This window comes from Larkinella insperata (assembly GCF_026248825.1).
Classification (GTDB): Bacteria; Bacteroidota; Bacteroidia; order Cytophagales; family Spirosomataceae; genus Larkinella; species Larkinella insperata.
Genome location: NZ_CP110973.1, coordinates 4,658,587 through 4,683,936 on the forward strand (window position 1 = coordinate 4,658,587; position 25,350 = coordinate 4,683,936).

21 protein-coding genes are annotated in these 25,350 nt (G+C 54.7%); 10 read left to right on the top strand and 11 right to left on the bottom strand.

All coding sequences use genetic code 11. The features are described 5' to 3' along the window. Positions 1-32 precede the first annotated feature (32 nt). Complete coding sequence (locus OQ371_RS18910; RefSeq protein ID WP_265989805.1) at positions 33-578, bottom strand: LVIVD repeat-containing protein; 546 nt, start codon at positions 576-578, stop codon at positions 33-35. A gap of 103 nt (positions 579-681) precedes the next feature. Here OQ371_RS18910 and OQ371_RS18915 point away from each other — a divergent pair, with 103 nt between their 5' ends. The 7 genes from OQ371_RS18915 to treZ all read left to right on the top strand — a co-directional run bounded on the left by OQ371_RS18915 (position 682) and on the right by treZ (position 11,156). Beyond that, the gene (locus OQ371_RS18915; RefSeq protein WP_265989806.1) at positions 682-2,238 is read left to right on the top strand and encodes an acyl-CoA carboxylase subunit beta; all 1,557 of its coding nucleotides are present in this window, start codon (positions 682-684) and stop codon (positions 2,236-2,238) included. 181 nt (positions 2,239-2,419) lie between these two features. Continuing rightward, on the top strand, positions 2,420-2,998 hold the full coding sequence (locus OQ371_RS18920) for an RNA polymerase sigma-70 factor (protein WP_265989808.1): 579 nt from the start codon (positions 2,420-2,422) through the stop codon (positions 2,996-2,998). Positions 2,999-3,094: 96 nt separating this feature from the next. Continuing rightward, positions 3,095-4,171, top strand: coding sequence for a FecR domain-containing protein (locus OQ371_RS18925; RefSeq protein ID WP_265989810.1), 1,077 nt, complete (start codon positions 3,095-3,097; stop codon positions 4,169-4,171). Between the two features lie 145 nt (positions 4,172-4,316). Then, complete coding sequence (locus OQ371_RS18930) at positions 4,317-6,251, top strand: STN and carboxypeptidase regulatory-like domain-containing protein (RefSeq protein ID WP_265989812.1); 1,935 nt, start codon at positions 4,317-4,319, stop codon at positions 6,249-6,251. A gap of 85 nt (positions 6,252-6,336) precedes the next feature. Then, positions 6,337-7,425, top strand: a complete 1,089-nt coding sequence (locus OQ371_RS18935) for a M42 family metallopeptidase (protein WP_265989814.1) — start codon at positions 6,337-6,339, stop codon at positions 7,423-7,425. 242 nt (positions 7,426-7,667) lie between these two features. Beyond that, complete coding sequence (locus OQ371_RS18940) at positions 7,668-9,278, top strand: alpha-amylase family glycosyl hydrolase (protein WP_265989816.1); 1,611 nt, start codon at positions 7,668-7,670, stop codon at positions 9,276-9,278. 9 nt (positions 9,279-9,287) lie between these two features. Then, positions 9,288-11,156 (top strand): malto-oligosyltrehalose trehalohydrolase, encoded by a 1,869-nt coding sequence (gene treZ, locus OQ371_RS18945; RefSeq protein ID WP_265989817.1) that lies wholly within the window; start codon positions 9,288-9,290, stop codon positions 11,154-11,156. A 60-nt stretch (positions 11,157-11,216) separates the two neighbouring features. On the opposite strand, the gene OQ371_RS18950 is transcribed toward treZ, so the two are convergent. Beyond that, positions 11,217-11,906: a DUF421 domain-containing protein gene (locus tag OQ371_RS18950; protein WP_265989818.1), complete on the bottom strand. Its 690-nt coding sequence runs from the start codon at positions 11,904-11,906 to the stop codon at positions 11,217-11,219. Positions 11,907-11,913: 7 nt separating this feature from the next. Continuing rightward, entirely contained in the window at positions 11,914-12,603 is a 690-nt protein-coding gene (locus tag OQ371_RS18955; protein ID WP_265989819.1) for a DUF421 domain-containing protein, read from the bottom strand. Between the two features lie 171 nt (positions 12,604-12,774). Between OQ371_RS18955 and OQ371_RS18960 the strand changes: the two genes are divergently transcribed. Then, entirely contained in the window at positions 12,775-14,514 is a 1,740-nt protein-coding gene (locus OQ371_RS18960; RefSeq protein ID WP_265989821.1) for an alpha-amylase family protein, read from the top strand. A 30-nt stretch (positions 14,515-14,544) separates the two neighbouring features. Here the strand turns inward: OQ371_RS18960 and treY are convergent, their stop codons facing one another. Next, complete coding sequence (treY, locus tag OQ371_RS18965; RefSeq protein ID WP_265989823.1) at positions 14,545-18,774, bottom strand: malto-oligosyltrehalose synthase; 4,230 nt, start codon at positions 18,772-18,774, stop codon at positions 14,545-14,547. 202 nt (positions 18,775-18,976) lie between these two features. Continuing rightward, positions 18,977-19,495 (bottom strand): YciE/YciF ferroxidase family protein, encoded by a 519-nt coding sequence (locus tag OQ371_RS18970; protein ID WP_265989825.1) that lies wholly within the window; start codon positions 19,493-19,495, stop codon positions 18,977-18,979. 163 nt (positions 19,496-19,658) lie between these two features. Here OQ371_RS18970 and OQ371_RS18975 point away from each other — a divergent pair, with 163 nt between their 5' ends. Then, positions 19,659-20,258 (top strand): cysteine hydrolase family protein, encoded by a 600-nt coding sequence (locus OQ371_RS18975; protein WP_265989827.1) that lies wholly within the window; start codon positions 19,659-19,661, stop codon positions 20,256-20,258. 28 nt (positions 20,259-20,286) lie between these two features. On the opposite strand, the gene OQ371_RS18980 is transcribed toward OQ371_RS18975, so the two are convergent. The 3 genes from OQ371_RS18980 to OQ371_RS18990 all read right to left on the bottom strand — a co-directional run bounded on the left by OQ371_RS18980 (position 20,287) and on the right by OQ371_RS18990 (position 22,844). Beyond that, positions 20,287-21,357: a sensor histidine kinase gene (locus tag OQ371_RS18980; RefSeq protein ID WP_265989829.1), complete on the bottom strand. Its 1,071-nt coding sequence runs from the start codon at positions 21,355-21,357 to the stop codon at positions 20,287-20,289. Positions 21,358-21,485: 128 nt separating this feature from the next. Beyond that, positions 21,486-22,556 (bottom strand): sensor histidine kinase, encoded by a 1,071-nt coding sequence (locus OQ371_RS18985; RefSeq protein WP_265989830.1) that lies wholly within the window; start codon positions 22,554-22,556, stop codon positions 21,486-21,488. A gap of 30 nt (positions 22,557-22,586) precedes the next feature. Beyond that, a complete protein-coding gene (locus tag OQ371_RS18990; protein WP_265989832.1) occupies positions 22,587-22,844 on the bottom strand; it encodes a hypothetical protein in 258 nt (85 codons plus the stop codon). A gap of 12 nt (positions 22,845-22,856) precedes the next feature. Between OQ371_RS18990 and OQ371_RS18995 the strand changes: the two genes are divergently transcribed. After that, positions 22,857-23,624, top strand: a complete 768-nt coding sequence (locus tag OQ371_RS18995; protein ID WP_265989833.1) for an SDR family NAD(P)-dependent oxidoreductase — start codon at positions 22,857-22,859, stop codon at positions 23,622-23,624. Positions 23,625-23,684: 60 nt separating this feature from the next. Here the strand turns inward: OQ371_RS18995 and OQ371_RS19000 are convergent, their stop codons facing one another. From OQ371_RS19000 to OQ371_RS19010, 3 genes are all read right to left on the bottom strand, one after another. Then, positions 23,685-24,599 carry an EamA family transporter gene (locus OQ371_RS19000; protein WP_265989835.1) on the bottom strand — a complete coding sequence of 305 codons (915 nt, stop codon included), beginning with the start codon at positions 24,597-24,599 and terminating at the stop codon, positions 23,685-23,687. 123 nt (positions 24,600-24,722) lie between these two features. Further along, on the bottom strand, positions 24,723-24,908 hold the full coding sequence (locus OQ371_RS19005) for a hypothetical protein (RefSeq protein WP_265989837.1): 186 nt from the start codon (positions 24,906-24,908) through the stop codon (positions 24,723-24,725). 45 nt (positions 24,909-24,953) lie between these two features. Next, positions 24,954-25,328 (bottom strand): hypothetical protein, encoded by a 375-nt coding sequence (locus OQ371_RS19010; protein WP_265989838.1) that lies wholly within the window; start codon positions 25,326-25,328, stop codon positions 24,954-24,956. Positions 25,329-25,350 lie beyond the last annotated feature (22 nt).

Genomic DNA, 25,350 nt, shown 5'->3' on the forward strand with positions numbered 1-25,350 from the left:
GTACGGCGTTCAGGCCGCAGCAAATTGCCTGGTTAACGGTAACATTTCGGATTGGTGAGCAGGGCGGTTTCCCAGCGGATGACAACGCCTTTTTCGGGATCGGCGCATTCAAACCGCACGCCCCGCTGCTGCGGGTAGGAGGGATACGGATACGCATCTTTGATGCGTTTGAGGACCGTCACCTGGCGGGGATCGGCAATGTCGAGGGCCACCAGATCGACCGAGTTATCGACGTACAGCACCTGATCTTTGACGGCCATATCGATGCTGCCCGGCACCGACACAAACGAGATTTTCTGCGGTTTGGCGGGGTTGCTGTTGTCGATGATGTGCACGCCCTTGCCTTGTTCGTTAATAAACAAAAATCCGCCTTTAATGTATATCTTACCGGGATTCTTGAGCGGTTGCGGCTCCAGCGTCTGAATGGTGCGCACTTCCTCGTAGGAAGCATAAACCGGCCGTAGCCCCTGAATCTGCTGGGCCGAGTCGACTTCGGTATTGGTTTCACAGCCGAAAGCCGCCAGCAGGAGCAGGGAGACAGTCAGTTGGTGAAAAACGGAGGGGGAGAGCTGTTTCATGAAAGCCGCTGATTGTTGCAACTATGATTCAAAGTTGGATAAAAACGTTGGATTTGCCAGGAAAAATTATTTTTGTCCCATTACTCTCAATCCAAACCCGTGCATGGACGCAGAAATTAAGTCAACCAAAACCGAAAACCTGGATCGTAAAAACGCCGAAGCCGAGCTGGGCGGAGGGCAGAAGCGCATCGACGCGCAGCATAAAAAAGGGAAACTGACGGCCCGCGAACGCATTGCCCTGCTGGTCGACGAAGGTTCGTTTGAGGAAATCGGCAAATTTGTTATGCACCGCACCCGGGATTTCGGTCTTGATAAGGAGCATTACCTCGGCGATGGCGTCGTAACGGGTTACGGAACCGTCAACGGCCGGTTGATATACGTTTTTGCGCAGGATTTTACGGTGTTCGGGGGTGCTTTGTCGGAAACCCACGCCGAAAAAATCTGTAAAATCATGGACCTGGCGCTGAAAAACGGTGCTCCCTTGATCGGGCTGAACGATTCGGGCGGGGCGCGGATTCAGGAAGGGGTGTTGTCGCTGGCCGGTTATGCCGATATTTTTTTCCGCAACACGCTGGCGTCGGGCGTTATCCCGCAGATTTCGGCCATCATGGGGCCGTGCGCGGGCGGGGCGGTGTATTCGCCCGCCATTACGGATTTTATTCTGATGGTCGAAAATACGTCCTACATGTTTGTGACGGGGCCGAACGTAGTTAAAACTGTCACGCACGAAACCGTCACGGCCGAAGAACTGGGCGGGGCCAGTACGCACAGCACCAAATCCGGGGTGACGCACTTTGCCTGCGCCAACGAACTGGCGTGCATTCAGTACATCAAAAAGCTCCTGAGTTACATCCCGCAAAACTGCGAAGATGATCCGATCCGGCTGCCTTACGAACCCGCCGACGAGCTGCGTCCGAACCTGAACACGCTCATTCCTGAAAACCCCAACCAGCCCTACGACATGCGCGAGGTGATTGAAGAACTGGTTGATGCGGACAGTTTTTTCGAAGTTCATCAGGCGTTTGCCGAAAACATTGTGGTCGGGTTTGCCCGGCTGGCGGGGCGCAGCATTGGCGTGGTGGGCAACCAGCCCGCCGTGTTGGCCGGGGTGCTGGATATCGACGCCAGCACGAAAGCCGCCCGGTTTGTCCGGTTTTGCGATTGTTTCAACATCCCATTGCTGGTGCTGGAAGACGTGCCCGGCTTTCTGCCCGGCACCGACCAGGAATGGAACGCCATCATCACGAACGGCGCGAAGCTGCTCTACGCCTTCTGCGAAGCCACCGTGCCGCGTGTAACGGTCATCACGCGGAAAGCGTACGGGGGCGCTTACGACGTCATGAACTCCAAGCACATCGGCGCTGATCTGAACTACGCCTGGCCGACCGCCGAGATTGCCGTGATGGGGGCCAGCGGGGCCGCCGAGATTATTTTCAAGCGCGAAATTGCCGAAGCCGACGACCCGCAGCAGCGTTTGCAGGAGAAGGTGCAGGAATACACCGAGAAATTTGCCAACCCGTACCGGGCCGCCTTCCGGGGGTACATTGACGAGGTGATTTACCCCGACCAGACCCGCCAGAAACTAATCCGGGCGTTCCAGATGCTGGAAAATAAAGTGGCAACGTTACCCAAAAAGAAACACGGAAATATCCCGTTGTAAAGGGGGCGTGACCGGAAACACATCAATCGGTTCGACTCCTCCAAAATTTTCTTACCTTTTCAGCAAAAAAATCTGCCAGTCCGTAGGGGGATTTGATCAATTGAGTGTCATAGTCCCAGTTGCGGAGGAGTGGGTTTGAAAAAGAGTGGTAGATTTGTCACGAAAAAACTGACGCAACTCCGTGCAACTTACCGACCAGGAATTGATTCATGCGATAAAACTGGGCAACGAGCCCGCGTTTGAGGCCGTTTTCCGGCAGCATTACGCACCGTTGTGCCAGTACGCCCGCACGTTCCTGCACGATTGGGACGATGCGGAGGAAGCCGTTCAGGCGGTTTTTCTGGCGATCTGGGAAAAACGGGAGAGCCTGGAAATCACGGTTTCGCTCAAATCGTATTTGTACCGGTCGGTGCACAACCGCTGTTTGAACCGCATCCGGCATTTGTCGGTGCAGGCCGAACACCGGGAGCAGGCGGCCTACGAGGTGGAACTGTTTCAGTCGTCGGAGGCTCCGATGCAGTCGATGATTGCCGATGAGTTGTCGGACCGGTTGCAGGAAGCCATCCAGCGGCTGCCCGAACAATGCCGGTTGATTTTTTCGATGAGCCGGTTTGAAGAAATGAAGTATCAGGAAATTGCCGATCAGCTGGGGCTTTCCATCAAAACCGTGGAGAACCAGATCGGGAAGGCCCTGCGGATTTTACGAACGGAGTTGGCCGACTATTTGCCGGCTTTGTGGTTATTATGGTGGTTAGAATAAAGAAACAAGAAAGGAGAGAAGTGGCCTAGACTCCCATCGTGGTTAAAACGATTTCGGTCTTACGCTATTGTCTTACGTTCATAGTCGAAAAAATAAATGCCTGATCAATCCGAAAACCGAATCGACGACGACCTGCTGGGTAAATACCTGGCCGGGGAGACTGATGCTGCCGAGTCGGAACGGGTACGGCGCTGGCTGGATCAGGATCATTCCGAACGGCAGGAGTTCGACCGCTTCGAGCGGATCTGGAACACCGCCGGTCAGTTGCAGCAACGGCCCGAAGCCCGGCCAATCCCCGTGGATACGGACGCGGCCTGGCAGAAAATGCGGTCCAAAATGAGTCCGCCCGCCGTGACCCCTCCGGAGCCAGCCGCACCCGAACCCGTTGTAAAACCGTTGCCCGTAGAGCCCTTCCAAACCCGCCGAAACCGGAGCTGGTGGCAATCACCGGCCTGGGCGGTGGCGGCAATGGCCCTGCTGGTGTCGGGGTTGTTGTGGGTACTGCTGAAGCAGACCAAAACCGAGCCGGTTGCCGAGGTTGCTGCGGTGAGTACCAACGGAAAAATCGAGAAAATTCTGCCCGATGGCAGCACGGTATTGCTTAATAAAGACAGCAAGCTGATCTACCCCGAACGGTTTGCCGCCGACAGCCGCGAAGTTCAGCTGACGGGCGAAGCCTTTTTCCAAGTTAAACCCGACCCGTCGAGGCCGTTCCGGATTCACGTCCGCAACACCACCGTTCAGGTCTTGGGAACTTCGTTCAGCATCCGGGCGTATACCGATGACGTGCGGGTGGCCGTTCAAACCGGGAAAGTGAAGTTTTCGGCCAGCAAACAGGAGATTACGCTCGTCAAAAACGAACAGGCCGCTTTCAGTGCAAAGAAAGATACAATTATTAAAGCCCCGAAATTCGACGCCAATGCGATGACCTTTCAGACCGGGAAGCTGGAGTTTGATGCTGAGCCGCTGAGTAAGGTCGTAAAAACGCTGAATGAGGTCTATCATGCCGATATTCATCTGGCCAACGAACAACTAGGAGGGTGTACTTTTTCATCAAATTTCAAGGATGAAAGCCTGGACTACGTTCTGAATACCGTGCAACTGGCTCTGCATCTCAGTATTCAGCGGGAGGGAAATCGCATCATCCTGGATGGGAAGCCGCCCTGCCTGTAAGGCGTCACGATACTCAACGGCTATTTATTCTTTGTCCGGTCAACGGTCTGCGTAGGGGAAACACCTGCTTTGGGGGTCTTCCGGCTAATTAGTTCACCATACCATGTATCCGATTCGTTTCATCCTTTGTCTAATAGGTTGTGGCTTGCTACGCCCGGCAGTTGCGCAACAAACCCCCGCGCTCGAACGGGTGGTTTCGGTTGACTTTACCAGCGAGCGCATCGATCATGCCCTGAAAATCATCGCCAGCAAGGGCCAGTTCTCATTTGCGTATAATCCAACCATCATCAATGCCAACAGCACCCTGACCCTGCGGACGACCAATACCGTGCGGGCCGTCCTGAACCAGATTTTTCGCGGTACAATTGCCTACAAAGCGCGGGGGAACCACATCATTTTGCAGAAAGCGGAAGCCCCCGAGGAAGCGCCGAAAAGCTTTGTTCTGGACGGCTACATCACCGACCGCCAAACCGGACAGAAAGTCAGTCAGGTGAGTGTCTACGAAAAAACGACCCTGGCGTCCACGGTTTCCAACCCGTACGGGTATTACCGCATCAAGCTATCGACGGCCATTCCGTCGGTGAAGCTGGAAGTTCGGCGGAAGTATTATTTTGCGGAAACGGTGACCATCAGCGCCCGGCAGTCGCACAAACTCGATATCGGGCTGACGCCTTTGCCCACGCAGCTTGCCCTACAGCCGCTCACGGCCCGAACGTCAATTGACACCACCCGCCCGACGGTTATCATACCGCAGCCCGTTGCCGTTGCCATCCCCGTCGATTCGACGCCCGTACCCCGAACCAGTCCGCCGGGACCAACGATCTGGGACCGCAGCAAATCGGTGCTGGCCGAAACCAAAGACGATTTTGCCGACTGGTTTAAAACCACCCGGCAGTCCATCCACGACGCCAACCTGGCGGGCGACACCATTTACCGGGACATGCAGTTTTCGCTCTTTCCGTTTGTCGGGACCAACCACACCCTGAGTGGCCGGGTTATCAACCAGTATTCATTTAATCTGGTGGGCGGCTATTCACTGGGGGTCCGGTCGCTGGAAATCGGCGGTTTCCTGAACATGGTGCGGGGCGATGTGAGCGGGGTGCAGGTGGCCGGATTTGCCAATGCGGTTGGCGAGAACACGAACGGGGTGCAGGTGGCCGGTTTTTTCAACGGGGTTCGGAAAGAGGTCATGGGTGTTCAGGCGGCTGGTTTCGGGAATACCGTACTCGGGAAAGTTCAGGGCGTCCAGGCGGCCGGTTTCTACAACATGACGATGGGAACCATGCCGGAGAGTATCCAGGCGGCCGGTTTTGGCAACATTGTGCTCGACGAGATGAGCGGGTTCCAATTGTCTGGATTCACCAACGTAGCGGCCCGCTCGATGGCCGGTTTTCAGCTGACGGGGTACGGCAACATCACCGGCGGCACCATGACGGGTTTCCAGTTGGCGGGTTTCACCAACATCACCATCGGCGAACTGCGCGGCTGGCAGATCAGCGGATTTATGAACTACGCCGGGAAAGTGGTTCGGGGCCATCAGCTGGCCGTGGTGAACATCGCCCAGTCGTCGGAAACCACGCCGTACGGGTTGTTTAGTTACGTGCAGAAAAATGGGTACCGCCGTCTGGAGGTTGCGACCGACGAGGTGATGACGGCCAACCTGACGTTTAAAACCGGCGTTCGGCGTTTTTACAACATCTTTACGGGCGGTTCTAACCTGGGTGAAGCCGGGAAACCGCTCTGGAGTGTCGGCTACGGCTTCGGAACGGCGGTGGATCTGAAGCGGGGCTGGATGCTGAATTTTGACCTGACCGGCCACGTCCTGAGTGATGTCGACCGCTATTACTGGGATGCCTGGAACACGCACCTGAGGCTGGAAATGGGCATCGAGAAAAAACTGTCCCGGCGGCTGGCGCTGGTGGTGGGCCCTTCGGCAAACCTGTACCTGAGCGACTACTACCGGACCAAACCGGCCACCCGCATTGACGTGCCCCTGTTTGGCAACTCGGATACTATTTTCAGCGTCTTTTCGACGGGCTGGGTCGGCTTCCGGGCGGGCCTGCGGATTTGCAATCCGTAGCGCCCTCAAAAAAACGGTCGGCGGGGTGGGATTTGTCGGCCGTTTTTGTTTGGTTTGGAAAATAGCACATCAATTTTCAAATCGAATGACGGAAGCAAGTAAGAATTTCCTTTACGCCTACCTCAACAACGCATCGCCCACGGGTTTTGAGTCGTCGGGGCAGCAAATCTGGCTGGATTACCTCAAACCATACATTGACGAGTATATTGTGGATACGTACGGTACCGTAGTCGGTGTTATCAACGGCGGCACGGATTCGGGCGATCAGCAACCGTATAAAGTGGTCATTGAGGCCCATTCCGACGAAATCTCGTGGTTTGTCAACTTCATTTCCGACGATGGCTACCTGTACGTCCGGCGCAACGGGGGTTCCGACGCCCTGATTGCTCCCTCCATGCGGGTCGATCTGCACACGGCGAACGGAATCGTTAAAGGGGTGTTTGGCTGGCCGGCGATCCACGTCCGGGATCTGGCGAAAGATGCGGCTCCGAAAGTGACGGACCTGTTTATCGACGTGGGCGCGCAGACGAAGCAGGAGGTGCTGGACATGGGCATTCACGTGGGCACGGTCTGTACGTTCTCCGATGGTTTGTTTGAACTAAACAACCGGTATTATGTTGGCCGGGCGCTCGACAACCGCATGGGGGGCTTCATGATTGCCGAGGTGGCGCGTCTGCTGAAGGAAAACAACGTCAAGCTGCCGTTTACGCTATACATTGTCAATGCCGTCCAGGAAGAAATTGGCCTGCGGGGAGCCGAAATGATTGCCCGTCGACTGAAGCCCGATCTGGCCATCATCACCGACGTGACGCACGACACGCAATCGCCCAAATACGACAAGAAGGAGCAGGGCGACCTGAAAGCCGGGGGCGGTCCGGTGATTTGCTACGGTCCGGCGGTGCAGAACAAGGTACGGGACTTCATCATTCAGGTGGCGCAGGAGAAGGAGATCGCTTTTCAGCGCCAGGCCGTCAGCCGTTCAACGGGCACCGACACCGACTCGTTTGCCTACGCGTCGGAAGGCAGCGCATCGGCCCTGATTTCGTTGCCGCTCAAGTACATGCACACCACAGTCGAGACCGTGCACATGGACGATGTGCAGGCCGTCATCAAATTAATTTACGAAACCTTGCTGGCTGTGCAGGGCAACGAGGATTTCCGGTATTTGAGCTAAACCGCAAGTAGTTTATTCCGAGCCGCCCACGCTGCCAGTACAGCGTGGGCGGCTTTTTTTTGGCTGATGGCCCGTCGGATGCACACCCCAGGTGACCGGGCAGTGTTTTGCCAAAAACAGACCACACAGTCGAATTTATGGCCATTTCCTCATCCGAACGGTCCTAATTCGGGTTATACGTGTTGATGGCGCTCTGAAAAGCAGAAATTTACTTTTTAACGAATACATTGGCCCGTACACGCATGGAGGAAAATTTGAAGAAACACCTTTGGTGGCAGGAAGGAGTCATTTACCAAATTTACCCCCGATCTTACCAGGACAGCAACGGCGACGGCATTGGCGACTTACCGGGCGTTATCCGACGCCTGGATTATTTGAAATGGCTGGGGGTAACGGCGGTCTGGCTTTCCCCCATTTACCCGTCACCGATGGCCGACTTTGGCTACGATATCTCGGATTATCAGGGTGTTCATCCGTTGTTTGGTACCGAAGCGGATTTCGATACCCTGCTCGAGGAGGTGCACAAGCGGGGGCTGAAACTGCTCCTGGATCTGGTGCCGAACCACACTTCCGATCAACACCCGTGGTTTCTGGAATCCCGCTCGTCGCGCGATAACCCGAAGCGCGACTGGTACATTTGGCATGACCCGCTGCCGGACGGTTCCCCGCCCAACAACTGGCTCAGCGTATTTGGCGGCCCCGGTTGGGAGTGGGACGAAACCACCGGGCAATATTACTACCACGCTTTCCTGAAAGAACAACCGGACCTGAACTGGCGGAATCCGGCGGTGCGGCAGGCCATGTTTGATGTCATGCGGTTCTGGCTCAACAAGGGTGTCGATGGCTTCCGGGTGGACGTAATGTGGCACATGATCAAGGACGCTCAGCTCCGCGACAACCCCATCAACCCGGATTACCAGCCGCACATGGCAACGTATGAGCAGCTTCTTCCGGTTTATTCTACCGACCAGCCCGAAGTACATACGCTGGTGACGGAAATGCGCCAGGTACTGGATGAATACAATGAGCGGATGATGATTGGCGAGATTTACCTGCCCATTCACCAACTGATGGCCTACTACGGCATCGACGGTAAAGGGGCGCATCTGCCGTTTAATTTTCAGTTATTGCTGTTGCCCTGGGAAGCGCCGAAAATTGCGGCCGCCATCGCCCAATACGAGGGGGTGCTGCCCGCGGGTGGCTGGCCCAACTGGGTGCTGGGCAACCACGATCAACCCCGGATTACCAGCCGGGTAGGGCGGGAGCAGGCCCGGGTTGCCGCCATGCTCCTGCTGACCCTGCGCGGGACGCCGACCATCTACTACGGCGACGAAATCGGGATGCGGGATGTACCCATTCCCTTTGAGGAGGTGCAGGACCCGCAGGGGTTGAACATGCCCGATAAAAACCTGAGCCGCGATCCGGCCCGGACGCCCATGCAGTGGAGTGCTGAACCCAATGCGGGGTTCACAACCGGGAAGCCCTGGCTGCGGCTGGCCGGAAATTTCCACCGCGAAAACGTGGAAATTCAGAAAATTGACCGCTTCTCGATGCTGGCGTTGCATAAACGGCTGATCGAACTCCGGCAGCGGGAACCCGCCTTGATGGTGGGTGATTACAAACCGGTTTATTCCGATACGCAATTGATGGCCTACATCCGGGAAGCGCCGGGTCATGCGCGGTTTCTGATTGTGCTGAACCTGAGACACCGGCCGGGTTATTTTAAACTAAAAGACCGTTCGCTGAGCGGGACGGTTGAGATTGCGACGTACCCCGAACTGGAGGGATCGGTAGTGGAAGAGAGAATTAACCTGGGCGGGGACGAAGGAATCATTGTGCGACTTGACGATTAACATTCTTTCATGAAAACAATTGGTGCAAATTATACCGGTGCCGGCCGTTGCGTTTTTACGGTCTGGGCTCCGGAGAAGAAATCCATGACCTTGCGGCTCCTCGATCCAGCGGAGCGCGACATTCCGATGGAACGCACGGCGTGGGGCTACTTCAGCGTGGAGGTGACGGATATTCAGCCGGGAACCCGCTACTTTTATAAACCCGATGGTGCTGAAGCGTACCCCGACCCGGCCTCCCATTTTCAACCCGAGGGGGTTCACGGTCCTTCGGCGGTGGTTGATCATGCCGCCCATCCCTGGCAGGATCAAAGCTGGCGCGGGTTGTCGTTTCATGATCTGATCCTGTATGAACTGCACGTGGGGACGTTTACCCCCGAAGGAACGTTTGAAGCCATTATTCCCCGTCTGGACGACTTGGCGGCAACCGGAATCAACGCGCTGGAACTGATGCCGGTTGCCCAGTTTCCCGGTGTTCGCAACTGGGGGTATGACGGTGTTTATCCGTATTCGGTGCAGGATTCGTACGGCGGGCCGGAAGGGTTAAAAAAGCTGGTGGATGCCTGTCACACCCGCGGAATTGCCGTTTTTCTGGATGTAGTCTATAATCACATCGGGCCCGAAGGCAATTACTTCAGCCTGTTTGGTCCGTATTTCACCCAAAAATACTGCACGCCCTGGGGCAACGCCCTTAACTTCGACGAGGAATGGTCGGACGGGGTTCGGGATTATTTTTCCAACAACCCCCTGCACTGGTTTGAACACTACCACATCGACGGCTTGCGGTTTGATGCCATTCACGCGGTTTTCGATATGGGGGCCGTCACCATCTGGGAACTGATTCATACGAAGGTCAAAAACCTGGAGCGCCGGGTGGGCCGGTCGCTGCACCTGGTGGCCGAATCCGATCTAAACGACCCGAAGGTGATTAAAGCCCCGGAAGCGGGCGGGTTTGGCTTTGATGCGCAGTGGCTTGACGACTTTCACCACGCCCTGTATGTGCTGCTCGACAAGGAGGGCCGGAAACGGTACGGCGATTTTGGCCGGATGGAACAACTGGCCAAAGCCCTGACCGACGGCTTTGTCATGAGTGGCGAGTATGCCACCTTTCGGAAGCGGAAATTTGGGGCTTCATCGGCCGGGATTCCGGGCGACCGCTTTGTGGTTTTCAACATCAACCACGACCAGGTGGGCAACCGCGTGAGCGGAGAACGCCTGTGTCACTTGATTGATTTTGAGCGGCAAAAGATCGCTGCGGCCCTGCTGTTGCTGTCGCCCTACGTACCCATGCTATTTATGGGCGAAGAGTACGCCGATGAGTCGCCTTTCTTTTATTTCGTCGATCATTCCGAGGAACAGCTGATCCAGGCCGTGAAAGAAGGCCGGAAGCAGGAGTTTGCCGCTTTTGGTGCGGATAGTGAACCGCGCGACCCGTTTGAGGAGGAAACCTATACGGAGTCCAGGATTCAGTGGGAAAAGCGAACGGAAGGGAAACACCGGATTATACTAGAATGGCACCGCAAACTGATTGAGCTTCGCCAAACCCAAACGGTATTGCGGAATGTCGATAAAAACGATATTCGCGTAACGGTATTGGGGCAGGAAGGGCTGGTGATGCACCGGCAGAGCGTTGGCGGCTACGACCACCTGCTCAGTTTGTTCAATTTCTCCGATGAAGAAGTTTCGTATGAACTGCCCAGCTGGATTGAAGGCTGGAACAAGCTGCTCGATTCGAAGCAGCAGCACTGGATGCAGGAAGGCGACAACTCCGCAACGCTGCTGCCTGCGCAGCCCCAACCCGGCCAGACCGTGACGCTGCCCCCCAGTAGCGTAACCGTGTATACCGGGCAGGTGCAACTCCCGGCCGACGCTCCGGTTTGATAGGCAAGATTCCTGTGCCCACAGACTAGGCGGGATAGCCGCCGATCTGCGGGCACAGGGTCAGCGAATGGCCTGAACCCAGTTATCATTTCCGCAGTTCGGACATGCGCCCGCGCCTTTGGAGCCGGTTGGTTGCGGATTGCCGCAATGGTAACAGACGTACCGGTCGGCTTGGGGCGACTGCTGGTTGACAAAGTCCTCATCCCACTCCGGCAGAACCGAAAGGCCCGGTTGCGGATCGGGCTGTCTGATTAATGTGAAGGCCCCATTCGCTTCCATGTACAGCCGTTTGACCAACCCCAGGTGGGTCAGCCCTTCCGAGCGGAGCTGGGCAAACAGCAATTCCCGCGCAACCCGGGAGCTTTGCATGTTCTCCAGTTGCAAAACCGAATTTTCCACCAGCGACGCAGAAATTCCCTGCGAAATGCCTTCAAAATTTTCGTTTTTTGCCGCCAGGTAAGAGATCAGCCGCTGGACAAAAATCACGACCAGAGCGATGATAACGGCGGGCAGAAGGCCCCGGCTTGCGTCGAGAATCGGCACCCCGATGGCCGCAGCCAGTGAAATCATGGCCGCCATTTCGTTGCGGCTGAGTTGTGAGGCCATGCGCCGACCCATTAGCCGCATCGACCCCACCAGGAGCAGGTAAACAACCGTGGCTCGTAACAGAATTTCAAGGTAAAAACTTCCGGGCACTTCGCCCAGCAGAATCCGCATCCAGTCGGATAAATAGATTGCCTCTTTTTCCATGATTTAGTTAAATGACCGCTTCCACCCACTGCTTGGCCTCGCAACAGGGACAGGTCGCGGGCGCTTCGTTTTTCCGAACAGTATAACCGCAATTGCTGCAGGCTACACTGGCTTCCTTGGGGCGCTGGTGGATGGATTGAATCTCCTGATCGTTGGGTGGGAAAACCGATAAACCCGGCCGGTCTTCGCTATCTTCGTAAATGCTGAACAAACCGTAGGCTTCCAGGTAGAGCCGCTTCACCTTGCTGAGGTTGTACACTTTCTTGTTGCGCAAAGCCGCGTAAATCTGCTGGTGCGAAAGCCGGTTTTTGGCCATGGTGTGCAATTGGATAATTCCGTCTTTCACCAGCATGGTTTCGGTGCCCTGAATCACCTGTTCGGCTTTGTTGCTCTTAAAACCCCATAGATTTGATACGCGCAAGAAAGTGAGCGCACAGAGCAGGGCCAGAACCCCCGACAAAAGCCCCCGATCCGGCAACTGCATGGCCGGTGAAACGATGGCCCCGAGCGTCAGCATGACGGCCATTTCCAGGTTAGTTAACTGGCCATTCATCCGTTTTCCCAAAAGACGCAGGATAATCAGCAGAAAGAGGTAGATGAGGGTTGTCCGAATAAAAACTTCCAGCAAAAACTCGGTAGGTGCATTGCCGATCAAGATACGCTCCCAGTCGTTTAAAAAAATATTCTCTTTTTTCATACCCCACTAACTCGCTGTCAAATAGAATTGATTGAATTTTAGATAAAAAGTTAGGATAGGTGATGGAATGGGATTATTTCAAGAAGAATTAATCCCGGACAATAGAGAATTTGAAAAAAATAAGCCGGATGCCAGTTGTGGGAGTTATTACGGTAACCAGCCATTCAATCCATGAAAAAAGTAATCTTCCTGCTTAGTCTATTTCTTTTCGCAGCCTGTCAGAACAACAAAACAGAGACTTCCCAAAAAGAAACACCCCCCGTTCCGGTTCCGACGGATTTTATTCAGCAACTCTGGTATAAAAACAGCCTGATTTACAGCGTCGATGTTGAGGTATTCAAAGACACCGACGGCAATGGATACGGGGATTTTAAAGGCATTACCCAACAACTGGACTACCTGAAAAGCCTAGGGGTCGATGCCATTTGGCTGGCGCCCTTTCAGCCCACTCCCAACAAAGACGACGGGTACGATATTTCTGACTTTTACGGTATTGATAAAAACCTCGGTTCGGAAGCGGACTTCGACGAATTCGTGCGGCAGGCACACCAGCGCGGTATTCGGGTATTGATGGATCTGGTCACCAACCACACCTCCGACCAGCACCCGTGGTTTCAGCAGGCCATTCAAAGTAAAAGTTCGCCGTACCGCTCCTGGTACGTGTGGTCGAAAGAACGGCCGGAAAAGTGGGACCGGGGCATGGTGTTTCCCGGCGTTCAGAAAGCGGTCTGGACGTTCAACGAAAAGGCCGGGGAGTATTACTACCACCGCTTTTATGAATCGCAGCCCGATCTGAACACCCAGAATCCGGCGGTGTTGCAGGAAATGCGGAAAATTGTCCGGCACTGGCTGGACAAGGGAATCTCCGGTTTTCGGGTTGATGCCGTGCCGTTTCTGATCGAGGTGGCCAATGCGGACTTTGACCCAGACGCCCCGGAGCACCAGTTTGATATGATTGCCCAACTGCATCAATACATTCAGTGGCACAAAAGCGACGCTATTTTGCTGGGCGAAGCCAACGTCGACCCCAAAGAGCAGGAACCGTATTTTGGCAAGGATGGACAGGGGATGCAGACCATGTTTAACTTCTTTGCCAACCAGCACCTGTTCTACGCCCTGGCCACGGGAGAGGTCCAACTGCTGGCCAAGTCGCTGGAAGACACCAAAGACATTCCGCCGACGGCCCAGTGGGCGCAGTTTCTGCGGAACCATGACGAAATTGACCTGGGGCGGCTCAGCGACGAGGAGCGCAACAAGATCTACGCCAAAATGGGCCCCGACACCAACATGCAGCTTTACGACCGGGGCATCCGGCGCCGGCTGGCCCCGATGCTCGGCAACCGCCAGTTGATCGACCTGGCCTACAGCCTGTTGTTTTCGCTGCCGGGTACGCCCGTAATCCGTTACGGCGAGGAAATCGGGATGGGCGACGACCTGAAGTTGCCCGAACGCATGTCGGTCCGGACGCCCATGCAGTGGTCGGGTGCCCAGAACGCCGGTTTCTCGACCACCGCCAAAACCGTGCGTCCCGTCATCAGTCAGGGGCCGTACGCGTACTCAAAGGTGAACGTTGCTCAGCAACTGGCCGATTCGTCTTCGTTGCTGAACACGGTCAAAACGTTAAGCCGGTTGCGGAAGTCGTGCCCGGAGATTGGCTGGGGCGAATGGGAGATTCTTGACACCGGTTCTCCGAACGTCCTGGCGATCCGGTACGACTGGCAGGGGCAATCGCTGCTGATGCTGCATAATTTTAAACCCGGGGAGCAAAAATTTCGACTGGATCCGGAAACGAAGAACGGACAAACGTTGGTGAGTTTGCTGGATAAAACCGAAAGTAAGGCCGAAAACGACGGGAAGTTTACGGTTCAACTGCGCGGTTATGGCTACAATTGGTACCGGTTAACGAAATAATTCCCACCCTTTTCGGCCTTTCGGGTTGTTTTACCAACGGTTATAGAGCGTGGTCCACTCCCGAAGCCGGGTTTCCTCGGCTTCGGTGAGCTGGCCCGGCAACAGGCGCCAGAGCCAGTTGTTTTCGGTGCCCGCCGGGGTGTTGATCCGGGCCGTCTCGTCCAGCCCCAGGACATCCTGCACCGGCAGGATCACCGTTTTGGCTACCGACGCGTAAACGAGCTGCGCCAGGGCCAAGTGCACGTTGCTTTCGTTGACGGGTCGGCCAACGTACTGGTTTACTTTCTTCTGGATGTCCTTGCCTAAATCCTGACGGTACCAGCCCCGCGTCGTGTTGTTGTCGTGGGTGCCGGTGTAGGCGATAAAGTTTGTCGTGTAGTTGTGCGGAATGTGCGGTGACTGCGGCAATTCCTTGTGAAACGCAAACTGAATTACCTTCATGCCCGGTAGCTTGAACGCGTCCCGAAGTTCGTAGACCGATTCACTGATATCGCCGAGATCTTCGGCCACCAGCGCGAGCGTACCGAGTTCTTTTTCCAGCGCCTGGAAGAAATCGTTGCCGGGGCCGGGTCTCCACTCGCCCTTAATGGCGGTTTTCTCATCCGCCGGTACTTCCCAGTATTCATCCAGGGCGCGGAAATGGTCGATGCGTACGAGGTCGTACAGCTCGGCATTCTTCTGAATCCGCCGGATCCACCAGTCGTAATTGCGTTCTTTAAGCCGATCCCAGCGGAAAATGGGCATTCCCCAAAGCTGACCGTTGGCGTTGAAATAATCGGGCGGCACACCGGCCACCGATACCAGTTTGCCTGTTTCATCCAGACTGAAAATATCTGGGTGCGACCAGACATCGGCTGAATCGTAGCTTACGTAAAACGGCAGGTCGCCCAGCAGGTGAATGGCCTGGTCGTTGCAGTAGGTTTTGAGCCGGTGCCACTGGCGCGAAAACATAAACTGTTCCCACTTCACTTTTTCCATCGCTTCGGCCTGTTGCTCGGCAAAGGTTTTCAACGCATCGGGTTGCCGCAGACGGTATTCTTCCGGCCACTGAAACCAGGCCTTCCCCTGGTGCTGATCTTTGAGCGCCATGTAAAGCGCAAAGTCGTGGAGCCAGTGGTTTTCCTGTTCACAAAACGGCCGGAAGGCTTCCTGCAAAGCAGCATTCTCCCCGCTTTTGAAGGTTTGAAAAGCTTTTTCCAGCAATTCTTTCCGAACGTTTTCGGCGCCCGCATAATCCACTTTATCCTTGACGGGTAGCTTGCTGGCTTTCAAATCTTCCGGCGTTAGCAGACCGTCCTGCGCCAAGACTTCCGGACTCAGCAGGAGGATGTTTCCGGCCATGCTGGAGAAAGTGCTGTAAGGCGAGTGGCCCGTGCCCGCTTCGGTCGGGTTGAGCGGCAGAATTTGCCAGTAATGCTGACGGCTGCGGCTGAGAAAGTCGGCAAACGCCCAGGCTTCCGGTCCCATATCACCCACGCCAAAGGCCGACGGCAGGGAGGTAATGGGCAGCAACAGACCCGCACTGCGGCCGGTCAGGCTCGGCTGGAGGTGCAAAACCGCCAACGGCAGAGTCTGGAACAACTCCTTAACCGCCAGGGTGTCGGAAGCCAGGCCGGTGGTTTTGATAAAGACGTTTTTCCACTCGACGGGTGCATCCGGCGGTAGCACAATGCGGGTATCTTTCCAGTCCAGAGCCGTCACGGCTTTGTTTTGCTGCTGGCTCATAACGCCCAGGTGAAGCGGCACGACCACCACCACCCAATTTTGCCGTTGCCGACGCGCAAACGCCAGTACGTGGTCTTTGTAACGGCCCTCCACGGCTAGCGGGATGTATTGACCCTGCGCAAAAAGCTCGGGTTGTTGTTTCCGTTCGTTCAGCAGCGTGTGGGTCAGCCAGAGTTTGATGCGGGCATCGTACCGGTTTTCCCAGAGGGTTTCCAGCAACGCGGGGTCGGGTTCGGCGTCTTCCGCAGTAAGCTCGTCCAGCCATTGCAGGCGTTTTTCGTAGTCGACGGGTCGGCGGTTGTCCGGGTCGACGAGGCTGAAATCCCACAGTTCGCAGCCCTGATAAATGTCGGGAACCCCGGGACAGGTGGTTTTGAGGACAACCTGAGCCAGCGAATTGATGATGCCAAAATCGGCCACCTGCCGGTGGAATTTCTGGAAGCTTTTCCAGAACGGTTTTTTGGGGTTCAGCAACTGCCGAACAAAGTTTTTCGTCGCTTCCTCATACTCCGTATCGGGCGAATTCCAGTCGGAATGCACCTTGGCCTCCCGCAGGGCTTTCTCCAGGTACTGCTCCATCCGGTTGTCGAAATCATCGGCATCCTGACCGGGCATTGGATAAGCCCCCACCAGCGTCTGGTAGATAAAATATTCGTCGTTGGCGTCGGGCGCTCCGTTCTTTTTCAAACCGGCGTTGAGCTGCTGCCATTCCTGTACGGTTTTAACCCACAGATCGGGTTGGGCGGTCAGGGCGTTGAGCCGCGCCCGAACGTCCTCCCCGCGTTTGGTGTCGTGGGTCGAAGTACCGTTCAAGGCCAGGGGCCAGTGCTGCTGGCGTTCCTGCATGAGCCGGTGAAACTCGTTGGGGTCGGTCCCGAAAGCCTCCGGTGAATCGCCAACTTCGTTGTGCCCAATAAACCGGTTGTAGGTATACATCAGCGTGTCTTCGACGCCTTTCGCCATCAGCGGCCCCGACACCTGCATGCAGCGCTGGTAGAAATAGGCCACCTGCTGATTAAACGTTTCGTTTCCTTCCTGCGGCTTTTTCAGGAACACTTCTTCCAGCAGGTTAATGGCGGTTTTCAGTTCGGGTTTATCGTTCCGGACCTGATCCAGAATTTCCTGAACGGCCGTGGCCTCGGTTTGACCCAGCGGAAACTGGTTGCCGTAGTACCGGTACACGGGGCAATAAACCAGAAACGCGCCGATAGCCGCCTGCAGGCTGTCAACCGGCAGGATCGCCAGTGCATTTTCCTCCACCAGATTCAATTCCAGAAAATACCGGTACAGGTTATTCAGCTCGCCCCCCATGTGCTGATTGAGAATGGCGGCTTTTTTGTCCAGAACCTGCCGCTGAACGGGCGTTTTGTCGCCGGTGAGTTGTTGATACAACTGGGTAAAGGCGTCCTTGCCGGCCGGGTAGGTCAGCACGTTGTTGACCTGCGCCAGATACTCGTAGCCGGAAGTGCCTTGAATGGGCCAGGTAACGGGGAGTTCTTCGTTCAGTTCCAGAATTTTTTCAACGACGATGTACATCTCTTCCCCGACCAGTTCCCGCAGCCGTTCGAGGTACTGGGTGGGGTTGTACAGACCGTCGATGTGGTCGATTCGCAAACCGGTAAAAATTCCTTCTTCCAGCCAGGTTTTCAATTGCCGGTGAAAAGATGCGAAAACCGTTTCATCCTGAATGTTCAGGCCAATGAGGCTGTTGACCGTAAAAAAGCGCCGGAAATTGATTTGCTGCCCGGTTTCTTCGTACGACCCCAGCCGGTACACCTGCTCATCGGCCAGCTGCTGGAGTTGCTGCGGGTCTGCATTAATGACTTTCAGCCGGGCTTTGATATAATTTTTAATCGTCGCGTTTTTTAGCAGGGCCGTAAGCTGCTGGCGGAATTCAGTCATCGCCAAACCGTATGCTTCCGGTTCTTCCACGAGCTGCACCTGCCGGATCTGATCAATCAGTTGCCTGATGGCTTCGGGGGCCGGTTCATCCGTGGTTTGCAGGATGGTCGGGTAGGAACGTAACCGCAGGGGGTAGACGGAATCGTAGTACTGAAAGACCAGCCGACCGTCCTGGTAATGGACGGTAAGTTCCCGGTTTTTTATGACTTCCTCCAGCGGAGCGCCCAGAAACGGGACCAGCACCCGACCGTGAAAAAGCCGACTCGTCCAAGCGGTATCAAAAAAAGAAGCAAAGCGCGACAAGGGGCCTTTTTCCAGCACGTCCATCAGCCAGGGATTGTGCGGATGAAACGCCATGTGGTTTGGAACAATGTCCTGAAGCCAGCCAATTCCCTGGTTGCGGAGCCGCTTGCTGAGTGCTTTAAGTTGGTTTTCCGTGCCGATCTCCGGATCGACGCGCTCCGGATTGACCCCATCATACCCGTGCTGGCTACCCGGCACGGATTCAAAAATCGGCGACGCATACAGCGCGCCAATGCCTAGCTTTTCCAGGTAGGGAAGTATTTTTTCAACGTCTTTGAACGTAAAATCTTTATGAAACTGAATGCGGTACGTGGTAACGGGATTGTTCATACGTTTAAGTTGATCCGGCCTGCCCGTCGCCCTGAGACGGTGGCCTGTTGTATTTTCTAAAGGCAGACCCAGCTGAATGGTTTGCAGCCGGGAAGGCTAATTAGCGAACGGCACAGGGGCAGCCGGAACCGTGTTTGCATAAAAAGGCGGCAAGCAATCCTGCTGATTACCTGCCGCCTTCCTACGTTTTATGCGAGTCTGATTACTCGCCTTTAGCTTCTTCATTTACGGAACTTACCGCAATATCTGTCAGCAGGGAGTCGGTTTTCTTTTCTTCTTCTAGCGTGGTTTCCAGTAGTTTAGCGGCTTCCTTGTAGCCCAGTACGCCGGCCAGGGTTTTCAGCGTACCGTACGAAGCGATTTCGTAATGCTCCACTTTCTGAGCCGCCGAGATCAGGGCCACATCCCGCGTCAGGGTGCCATCCTCGGTATCACTGATGAGTTCTTCCGCTTCTTTAATCAGACCTTCCATGGCTTCGCATTTCTTGGCCGACGCTTTTTCGCCAACGCCTTCGAATACCTGCTCCAGACGCGTGATTTGTTTTTCGGTTTCGGCCAAATGTGTGTCGAAAGCCTCCCGCAACTGGTCGGAAGTTGCTGATTTCGCCATTTTAGTCAACGCCTTGGTCAGGTGTTTCTCGGCCCAATAAATGTCTTTCAATTCATCTACGAATAATTCCTTCAACTCGCCTTGATCGGTCGTTTCTTTTGACTTTGCCATTTCTTTTAAAGTTTGTTTACTCACAAAGTCTAACCGGCAAGCCCTTTTTTTGTTTACGTTTAAAAATCATCCGGACCAGCTCCCAGCAGCCGCGCAGCCAATTGGTGCCGGCGGCATCTGTCCCAAGGAGTCTGGCAAACAACTTTTTAGACCCTGAATTCGTATGAGTGAGGATTTGCACGGAAATGTTCCCGATTCTTTTCCCGTTGCCCTGGTGATTATTGACATGATCAATGACCTGGAATTTCCGGAAGGGGAAGCCTTTCTGGAACCGGCTACCAGAGCAGCCGGGAAAATCGCCGTTCTGAAAGAAAAAGCCCGTAAACAGAACATTCCGGTTATCTACGCCAACGACAATTTTGGCCGCTGGCGTTCGGATTTTACCGAAGTGGTTGATCACTGCCTGAACGACGGGGTGCGGGGGCAGCCGCTGGTCGAACTGCTTCGCCCGAATTCCGACGATTATTTTGTGCTCAAACCCAAGCATTCGGCCTTCTACGCCACCACGCTGGAAACGCTGCTGGAGTATTTGAAAGCCAAACGTTTAATCCTCACCGGAATCAGTGCGGACGTTTGTGTGCTGTTTTCGGCCAGCGATGCCTACATGCGCGAGTTTCAGTTGTACATCCCGTCGGATTGTGTGGCTTCCGGCTCCGCCCAGCACACCCAGGAAACCCTGGAGTACGTCGAGCGCGTTCTGAGCGCGGATACAACACCGTCCGATCAGCTTAACCTGGAGGAGCTTTGCCGGACCGGGGAGTGACGGCCCGCCCGGTGCGGTTCTGGAACGGTCAGGGAGCCTCGGGGGCCAGGAGCGGCAGGGCTACCGTGAAATACGTTTGATCGGAGGTGACGATGGGGTCGGTTTGGGCCAGGAGACGGTATTTGGCCAGAATATTCGACAGCCCCACCTGATTGGAGGCTACGCGCCCGGTTTTGCGCTGGAGGTTGTTGCGGACGATCAGCCGCCCGACCTGCGTGGTTTTGATTTCGATCAGCAGCGGTTTGTTGCTGTGGATGACGTTGTGCTTGACGGCATTTTCGACCAGCATCTGCAAGGTCAGCGGGGGGAGTTTGTAGGCCCTGAACGGTTCGGAAACTCCGATTTCCAGCCGGATGCCCGCGCCGTAGCGGGTTTTGAGCAGGTGAAAATACGACTGAATGAAGCCCAGCTCGGTTTCCAGCGTGGTCAGTTCGCCCTCGTTGGTCTGGAGTAAATACCGGTAGACTTTCGACATTTCATCCACAAATTCTTCGGCCCGCTCGGGTTCGTCGGCAATCAGCGAAGAGAGCGAATTGAGGCTGTTGAACAGAAAATGCGGGTTTACCTGGCTTTTCAGACTTTCGTACTGGCTTTGCAGATTCACTTTTTTCAGCTGCTCTTTTTCCAGCGTGTTTTCCCGCCATTTGTTGAGGGAATAAACGCCCTCATCAATGCCGACCGACACCAGATTGGCCAGTAGATTGATTAGCAGGATTTGCCAGGTGGCGGCTGGGTTGTGCTGATACCCAAACAGGTGGAAGGTGTCGTACAGGAAAATGCCACCCAGAATGAAAAACGGCGTAACCAGCATAAATACCAGCAGCAGGCGCCAGACCCGCTGCCAGGTCTGGCCGATGTTGGGGTACCGCCGAACAACGAGTTGCGTCAGCTGATCGAGGGAGAACAGACAGGCGCTGCCAATGGTCAGATTCAGCAGGGTCGCGGCTACAAACGTCCGCCAATCCGCCAAATACCGATCGCCGACCACCCAGTAGGAAATGATCGGAATAAACCAGGGAAACAGCAGCAGAAAGTGCCACTGACTCTGTTTCCGAAGACGCGGTACACGACGAAACAAATCAAAAAAAGAGGACTGCATAAATCGACCGTATCCACTGAATGTAACGGTTTGGGAGACGCCCAACACGGCCTTCGTGGATTAGTTGCTCAAATTTCGGTCTGAATTGCGAAAAGCGGTGTCTGAATTGCGGTTTATTTAACACCTGGTCACGGCCGGGCGGGTTGCGAAACCAGCAAGGGCAGCGAAACCTCGAAATGCGTGTCGGTTTCCTGCACGCGCACTTCTTCCGGTGTGAGCTGCCGGAACTTGGCCAGCAAATTGGTTAGTTTGGCCTGGGAGAGGTCCATTTTGACGGTTTTTCGCTGCAAATTATTCCGAATTAGTAAACGCCGGTCCTGCGTGGTTTGGATTGTGATGAACAGCGGCCGGCTGGCGCTCATGATGTTGTGTTTGATAGCGTTATCAATCAGAGTCTGGAGGCTCAAAGGCGGTAACAGATGATCCAGCAACGTAGCATCGGTAGAGTGATCAATGCGCAGACCGGAGCCATAACGGGTTTGCAACAGATCGACGTAATTGGCCATGAATTCCAGTTCCGTTTGCAGGCTAACCAGCTCGCGGGTATTGGACTGAAGCAAGTACCGGTATACTTTAGAAAGCTGGTCGACAAACTGTTCGGCCCGCTGCTGATCTTCGCCGATGAGCGAGGAGAGCGAAGTCAGGCTGTTGAAGAGAAAGTGGGGATTAATTTTCAGCTTCAGCGTATCGAGCTGGTGCTGGAGAGTGGCCTGCCGAAGCTGTTCATTTTCGGTTTGGTCGAGGTGCCACTGCCGGTAGGTATAAAACACATTCAGCGCTACGCAGAAGCAGAGGTCAAACACCAGTCCCAGGACCAGAATGGGGCGGACCGTCTGCCAGTCCAGCGTAACGCCCAGACTGGGGAAGAGGCTGTAGGTAAACAAATCCAGCACCGCCAGGCCAACGGTAAGCCCACCCACCAGCACCAGCATGACGAGGGTGCGCCGGGTGGCCCGCTCAACCCCGGGAAACCGGCGAAGGACCCAGCGTACGGCCAGCGTCAGGGTAATCACCGATAGCCAGTAAAGGAAAAAAATAACCGCGGTACCGAGGAGGAATACCCGCCCGTCTTGAAAGTAGTTGGGGCCAAGGAAAAAGTAGTTGCCGACGGGAAACAGGATCGGCATCATCAGAATGTGATACCAAAGTTCCCAGCGGGAGAAAAATGCGGTTGAGCGCCGGTAAACCTTTTGAATCATGCGCAAAGAACGTCGGATCGCCCCGTTCTGTCAAATTTTCTCCCAAGTTACTCTTTTTGAAAGATGCTTCAAACGGGTGACGCAAACCGTTGCCGGAGAGAGACGCGAAAAAGGCGCTGGACGGGTGAAGTCAGAAACTTGATGATCCGCTTGCCGGGAAAACCGACTGCGGTGACCTGCAATGACCAGCGAACCTTTCATTGCGCCGGTTTTTACACAGTATTCAGAAGGTAGGTTGATTTGTTTGTCAATTTTGGGACATCTTTGCACCGTTTCTTTTGTTGCCATTAGCCTAATCCCATGACCTTTCAATCCCAGACTGCAATTGTTACCGGCGCGGGTATTGGCATTGGCTTTGCCATTGCCCGCGATCTGGCCCGCCAGGGGGCTTCTGTTTTACTCAATGACCTCGACGAGACCCTCGCCCACCGGGCAGCCGCCACCATCCGGCAGGAGGGAGGAACGTGTCTGGCTTATCCGGGTGATGTTTCCGATGTCAGTTTCATTGAATCGATGGTCGAAAAAGCCGTTGCCGAATTTGGCAAACTGACCATCGCGGTCGCCAACGCCGGCATCACCATTTTTGGCGATTTTTTTGATTACCAGCCCGCTAATTTCCAGCAGGTGGTCAACCTGAACCTGAGGGGAAGCTTCTTTCTGACCCAACTGGCCGCCCGTCAGATGCGGGTGCAGCAGGAGGGAGGCAGTGTGTTGCTAATGTCGTCGGTAACGGGGCATCAGGCTCATCCCGGCCTGGCCGCTTACGGCATGACCAAAGCCGCGCTGGAAATGCTGGCCAAAAACCTGGTGCTGGAACTGTCGCCCTACGGCATCAACATCAATGCCGTGGCACCGGGGGCAACGCAGACAGAGCGTACCCTGGATGACCCGACGTACGTGCCGATCTGGTCGCGCATTACGCCGATGGGCCGCCCCGCGACGGTCGATGATATTTCCAACGCGGCCCTGTTTCTGGTCTCTCCCCAATCCCGTCACATCACCGGGCAGAGTCTGGTGGTCGACGGCGGCTGGACGGCGGTAAGCCCCCCACCCGTTGCGGGTGAGTAAAACGCGGACACTAGCTGTCTGCCGATCCGGTTTTACTCTTCTGACAGAGTAAAACCGTTTCTACTTCCGGCCCAGCGTGATCAGCACGACACCCGTGAGAATAATCAGGGCGGCCAGAATCGAAGAACTCGTCAGGGCCTCACCGGCAAATGCCCAGCCCAGCAGCATAGCAACAACGGGATTGACATACGCGTAGGTGGAAACCAGTTGCGGAGAAGCGTTGCGGGCCAGCCAGGCAAAAGACGAAAAGCCGATGATGGAGCCGAAGATGATCAGATAGATCAGCGAACCGATGGCCTTTACGGGCGCATCGCCAATGCTCGTGGGAGTCACGTTTTCCGTCAACATGCTGAACAGAAAAAGCACCAGACCACCTACCAGCATCTGAACGGCACTGGAAATTAATTGAGAAGGCAGGCTCAGTTTTCCCGAAAGCAGCGTACCAACCGCCCAGGAGATGTTGGCGACCATGATCAGGCCAATGCCCAGCCAGGTGTTGGCGGTGGATGTAACGCCCGTACCCGTCGGTTGCACCAGCAACGAAACGCCCAGCAGACCCACCAGCAGCCCCGCCAGTGATAGGTTGGTGGGCCGGATATGGCCAAAACTGATCCAGTTAAACAGAATGATGAAGAGGGGAACCGTTGCCGCCAGCAGCGCGGCAATGCTCGTAGGAACGTATTGCAGGGCCACCGACATACACCCGTTGGCGATGGTCAGCAGCAGTACGCCAATCAGACCCGCCGACGTCCATTGCTTCAGCGTGGGAGCGGGCAGACCGGAAAGCCGGGCGTACAGGTACAGAATGAGTCCCGCCGTGCTGAGCCGCAGGGACGCCATATAAAGCGGGGGCATCCGTTCGGTCATGAAGTGGATGAATAGATAGGTTGATCCCCACAAGGTATACACGGAGGCCAAGGCCATCCAAAGCGTTAACCGGGGTGACTGAATTTTCTTAAGAAGGACGGTATTCATGGCGTACTCTATTTGCTGTTACTGTTACAACAGCAAAGAAATAGAAATATTCCCAGAGCTTAGCCTTAAATTTTTTTAATGGAAATGATTAATTTTAATAATAGTCAGAATGCTCTTCTGGCATTAATTGTAATTCGTGTTGGTGATCAGTGAAAAAGGAATTTTCTCGGTGATTGTGAAGTGAACCGTGTTGTCAAGAACCTGGCGGTAGCGATAGATGTACATTACAAACAGTGCATCAAACACCGCCGGATCGTTGGTAGTCTTTAATTGACGCAACAGCTCATTGACATAAAGCGTATCGTTCATCGGTTGAAAAGTTTTGATAAGGATAAAAATTAAGGTTTTATCCGATTAGGATTCAAACCAGTTTTTCAAGGAAGGATAGGTATGGAGTAAATGTTCAACAAAGGCGCTGGTCTGTTCGTTGACGGTTTTCAGGGTATCGGTGTGTTGGTTAAACCGGCTAAGCGTTTCGCTCTTTTTGTTGGAAAGCCGGTGGGAAGTTGACGGTAAATCCTGGATTAAATCGGCAATGGTGTTGATTAGTAACTCTTTTAAGCGGAGCAGATCCCGGAAGGTTTCTTCCGGAATAAGTAGACGCTCGCTTTGCGCTTCAGCAAAGTTTAAAAAATGAAAATTTTGATAAATTTCATCGGCGGCTTCTCCCCATTGCGGCAATAAGTTTTTGAAAGAAGCAATCGAATCAGGGCTTTGATGGCTACACATCGGATCGTTTACTTTATTTTAA

Excerpts from the sequence above, each read along its gene's own strand:
- OQ371_RS18970 (WP_265989825.1), bottom strand. The coding sequence starts at position 19,495 with ATGGCAAAGTCAAAAGAAACGACCGATCAAGGCGAGTTGAAGGAATTA.
- OQ371_RS18910 (WP_265989805.1), bottom strand. The coding sequence starts at position 578 with ATGAAACAGCTCTCCCCCTCCGTTTTTCACCAACTGACTGTCTCCCTG.
- OQ371_RS19010 (WP_265989838.1), bottom strand. The coding sequence starts at position 25,328 with ATGTGTAGCCATCAAAGCCCTGATTCGATTGCTTCTTTCAAAAACTTA.
- treZ (WP_265989817.1), top strand. The coding sequence starts at position 9,288 with ATGAAAACAATTGGTGCAAATTATACCGGTGCCGGCCGTTGCGTTTTT.
- OQ371_RS18995 (WP_265989833.1), top strand. The coding sequence starts at position 22,857 with ATGACCTTTCAATCCCAGACTGCAATTGTTACCGGCGCGGGTATTGGC.
- OQ371_RS18940 (WP_265989816.1), top strand. The coding sequence starts at position 7,668 with ATGGAGGAAAATTTGAAGAAACACCTTTGGTGGCAGGAAGGAGTCATT.
- OQ371_RS18950 (WP_265989818.1), bottom strand. The coding sequence starts at position 11,906 with ATGGAAAAAGAGGCAATCTATTTATCCGACTGGATGCGGATTCTGCTG.
- OQ371_RS18985 (WP_265989830.1), bottom strand. The coding sequence starts at position 22,556 with ATGATTCAAAAGGTTTACCGGCGCTCAACCGCATTTTTCTCCCGCTGG.
- OQ371_RS18915 (WP_265989806.1), top strand. The coding sequence starts at position 682 with ATGGACGCAGAAATTAAGTCAACCAAAACCGAAAACCTGGATCGTAAA.
- OQ371_RS18935 (WP_265989814.1), top strand. The coding sequence starts at position 6,337 with ATGACGGAAGCAAGTAAGAATTTCCTTTACGCCTACCTCAACAACGCA.
- OQ371_RS18975 (WP_265989827.1), top strand. The coding sequence starts at position 19,659 with ATGAGTGAGGATTTGCACGGAAATGTTCCCGATTCTTTTCCCGTTGCC.
- OQ371_RS19000 (WP_265989835.1), bottom strand. The coding sequence starts at position 24,599 with ATGAATACCGTCCTTCTTAAGAAAATTCAGTCACCCCGGTTAACGCTT.
- OQ371_RS18925 (WP_265989810.1), top strand. The coding sequence starts at position 3,095 with ATGCCTGATCAATCCGAAAACCGAATCGACGACGACCTGCTGGGTAAA.
- OQ371_RS18980 (WP_265989829.1), bottom strand. The coding sequence starts at position 21,357 with ATGCAGTCCTCTTTTTTTGATTTGTTTCGTCGTGTACCGCGTCTTCGG.
- OQ371_RS18960 (WP_265989821.1), top strand. The coding sequence starts at position 12,775 with ATGAAAAAAGTAATCTTCCTGCTTAGTCTATTTCTTTTCGCAGCCTGT.
- OQ371_RS18955 (WP_265989819.1), bottom strand. The coding sequence starts at position 12,603 with ATGAAAAAAGAGAATATTTTTTTAAACGACTGGGAGCGTATCTTGATC.
- OQ371_RS18990 (WP_265989832.1), bottom strand. The coding sequence starts at position 22,844 with ATGGCAACAAAAGAAACGGTGCAAAGATGTCCCAAAATTGACAAACAA.
- OQ371_RS19005 (WP_265989837.1), bottom strand. The coding sequence starts at position 24,908 with ATGAACGATACGCTTTATGTCAATGAGCTGTTGCGTCAATTAAAGACT.
- treY (WP_265989823.1), bottom strand. The coding sequence starts at position 18,774 with ATGAACAATCCCGTTACCACGTACCGCATTCAGTTTCATAAAGATTTT.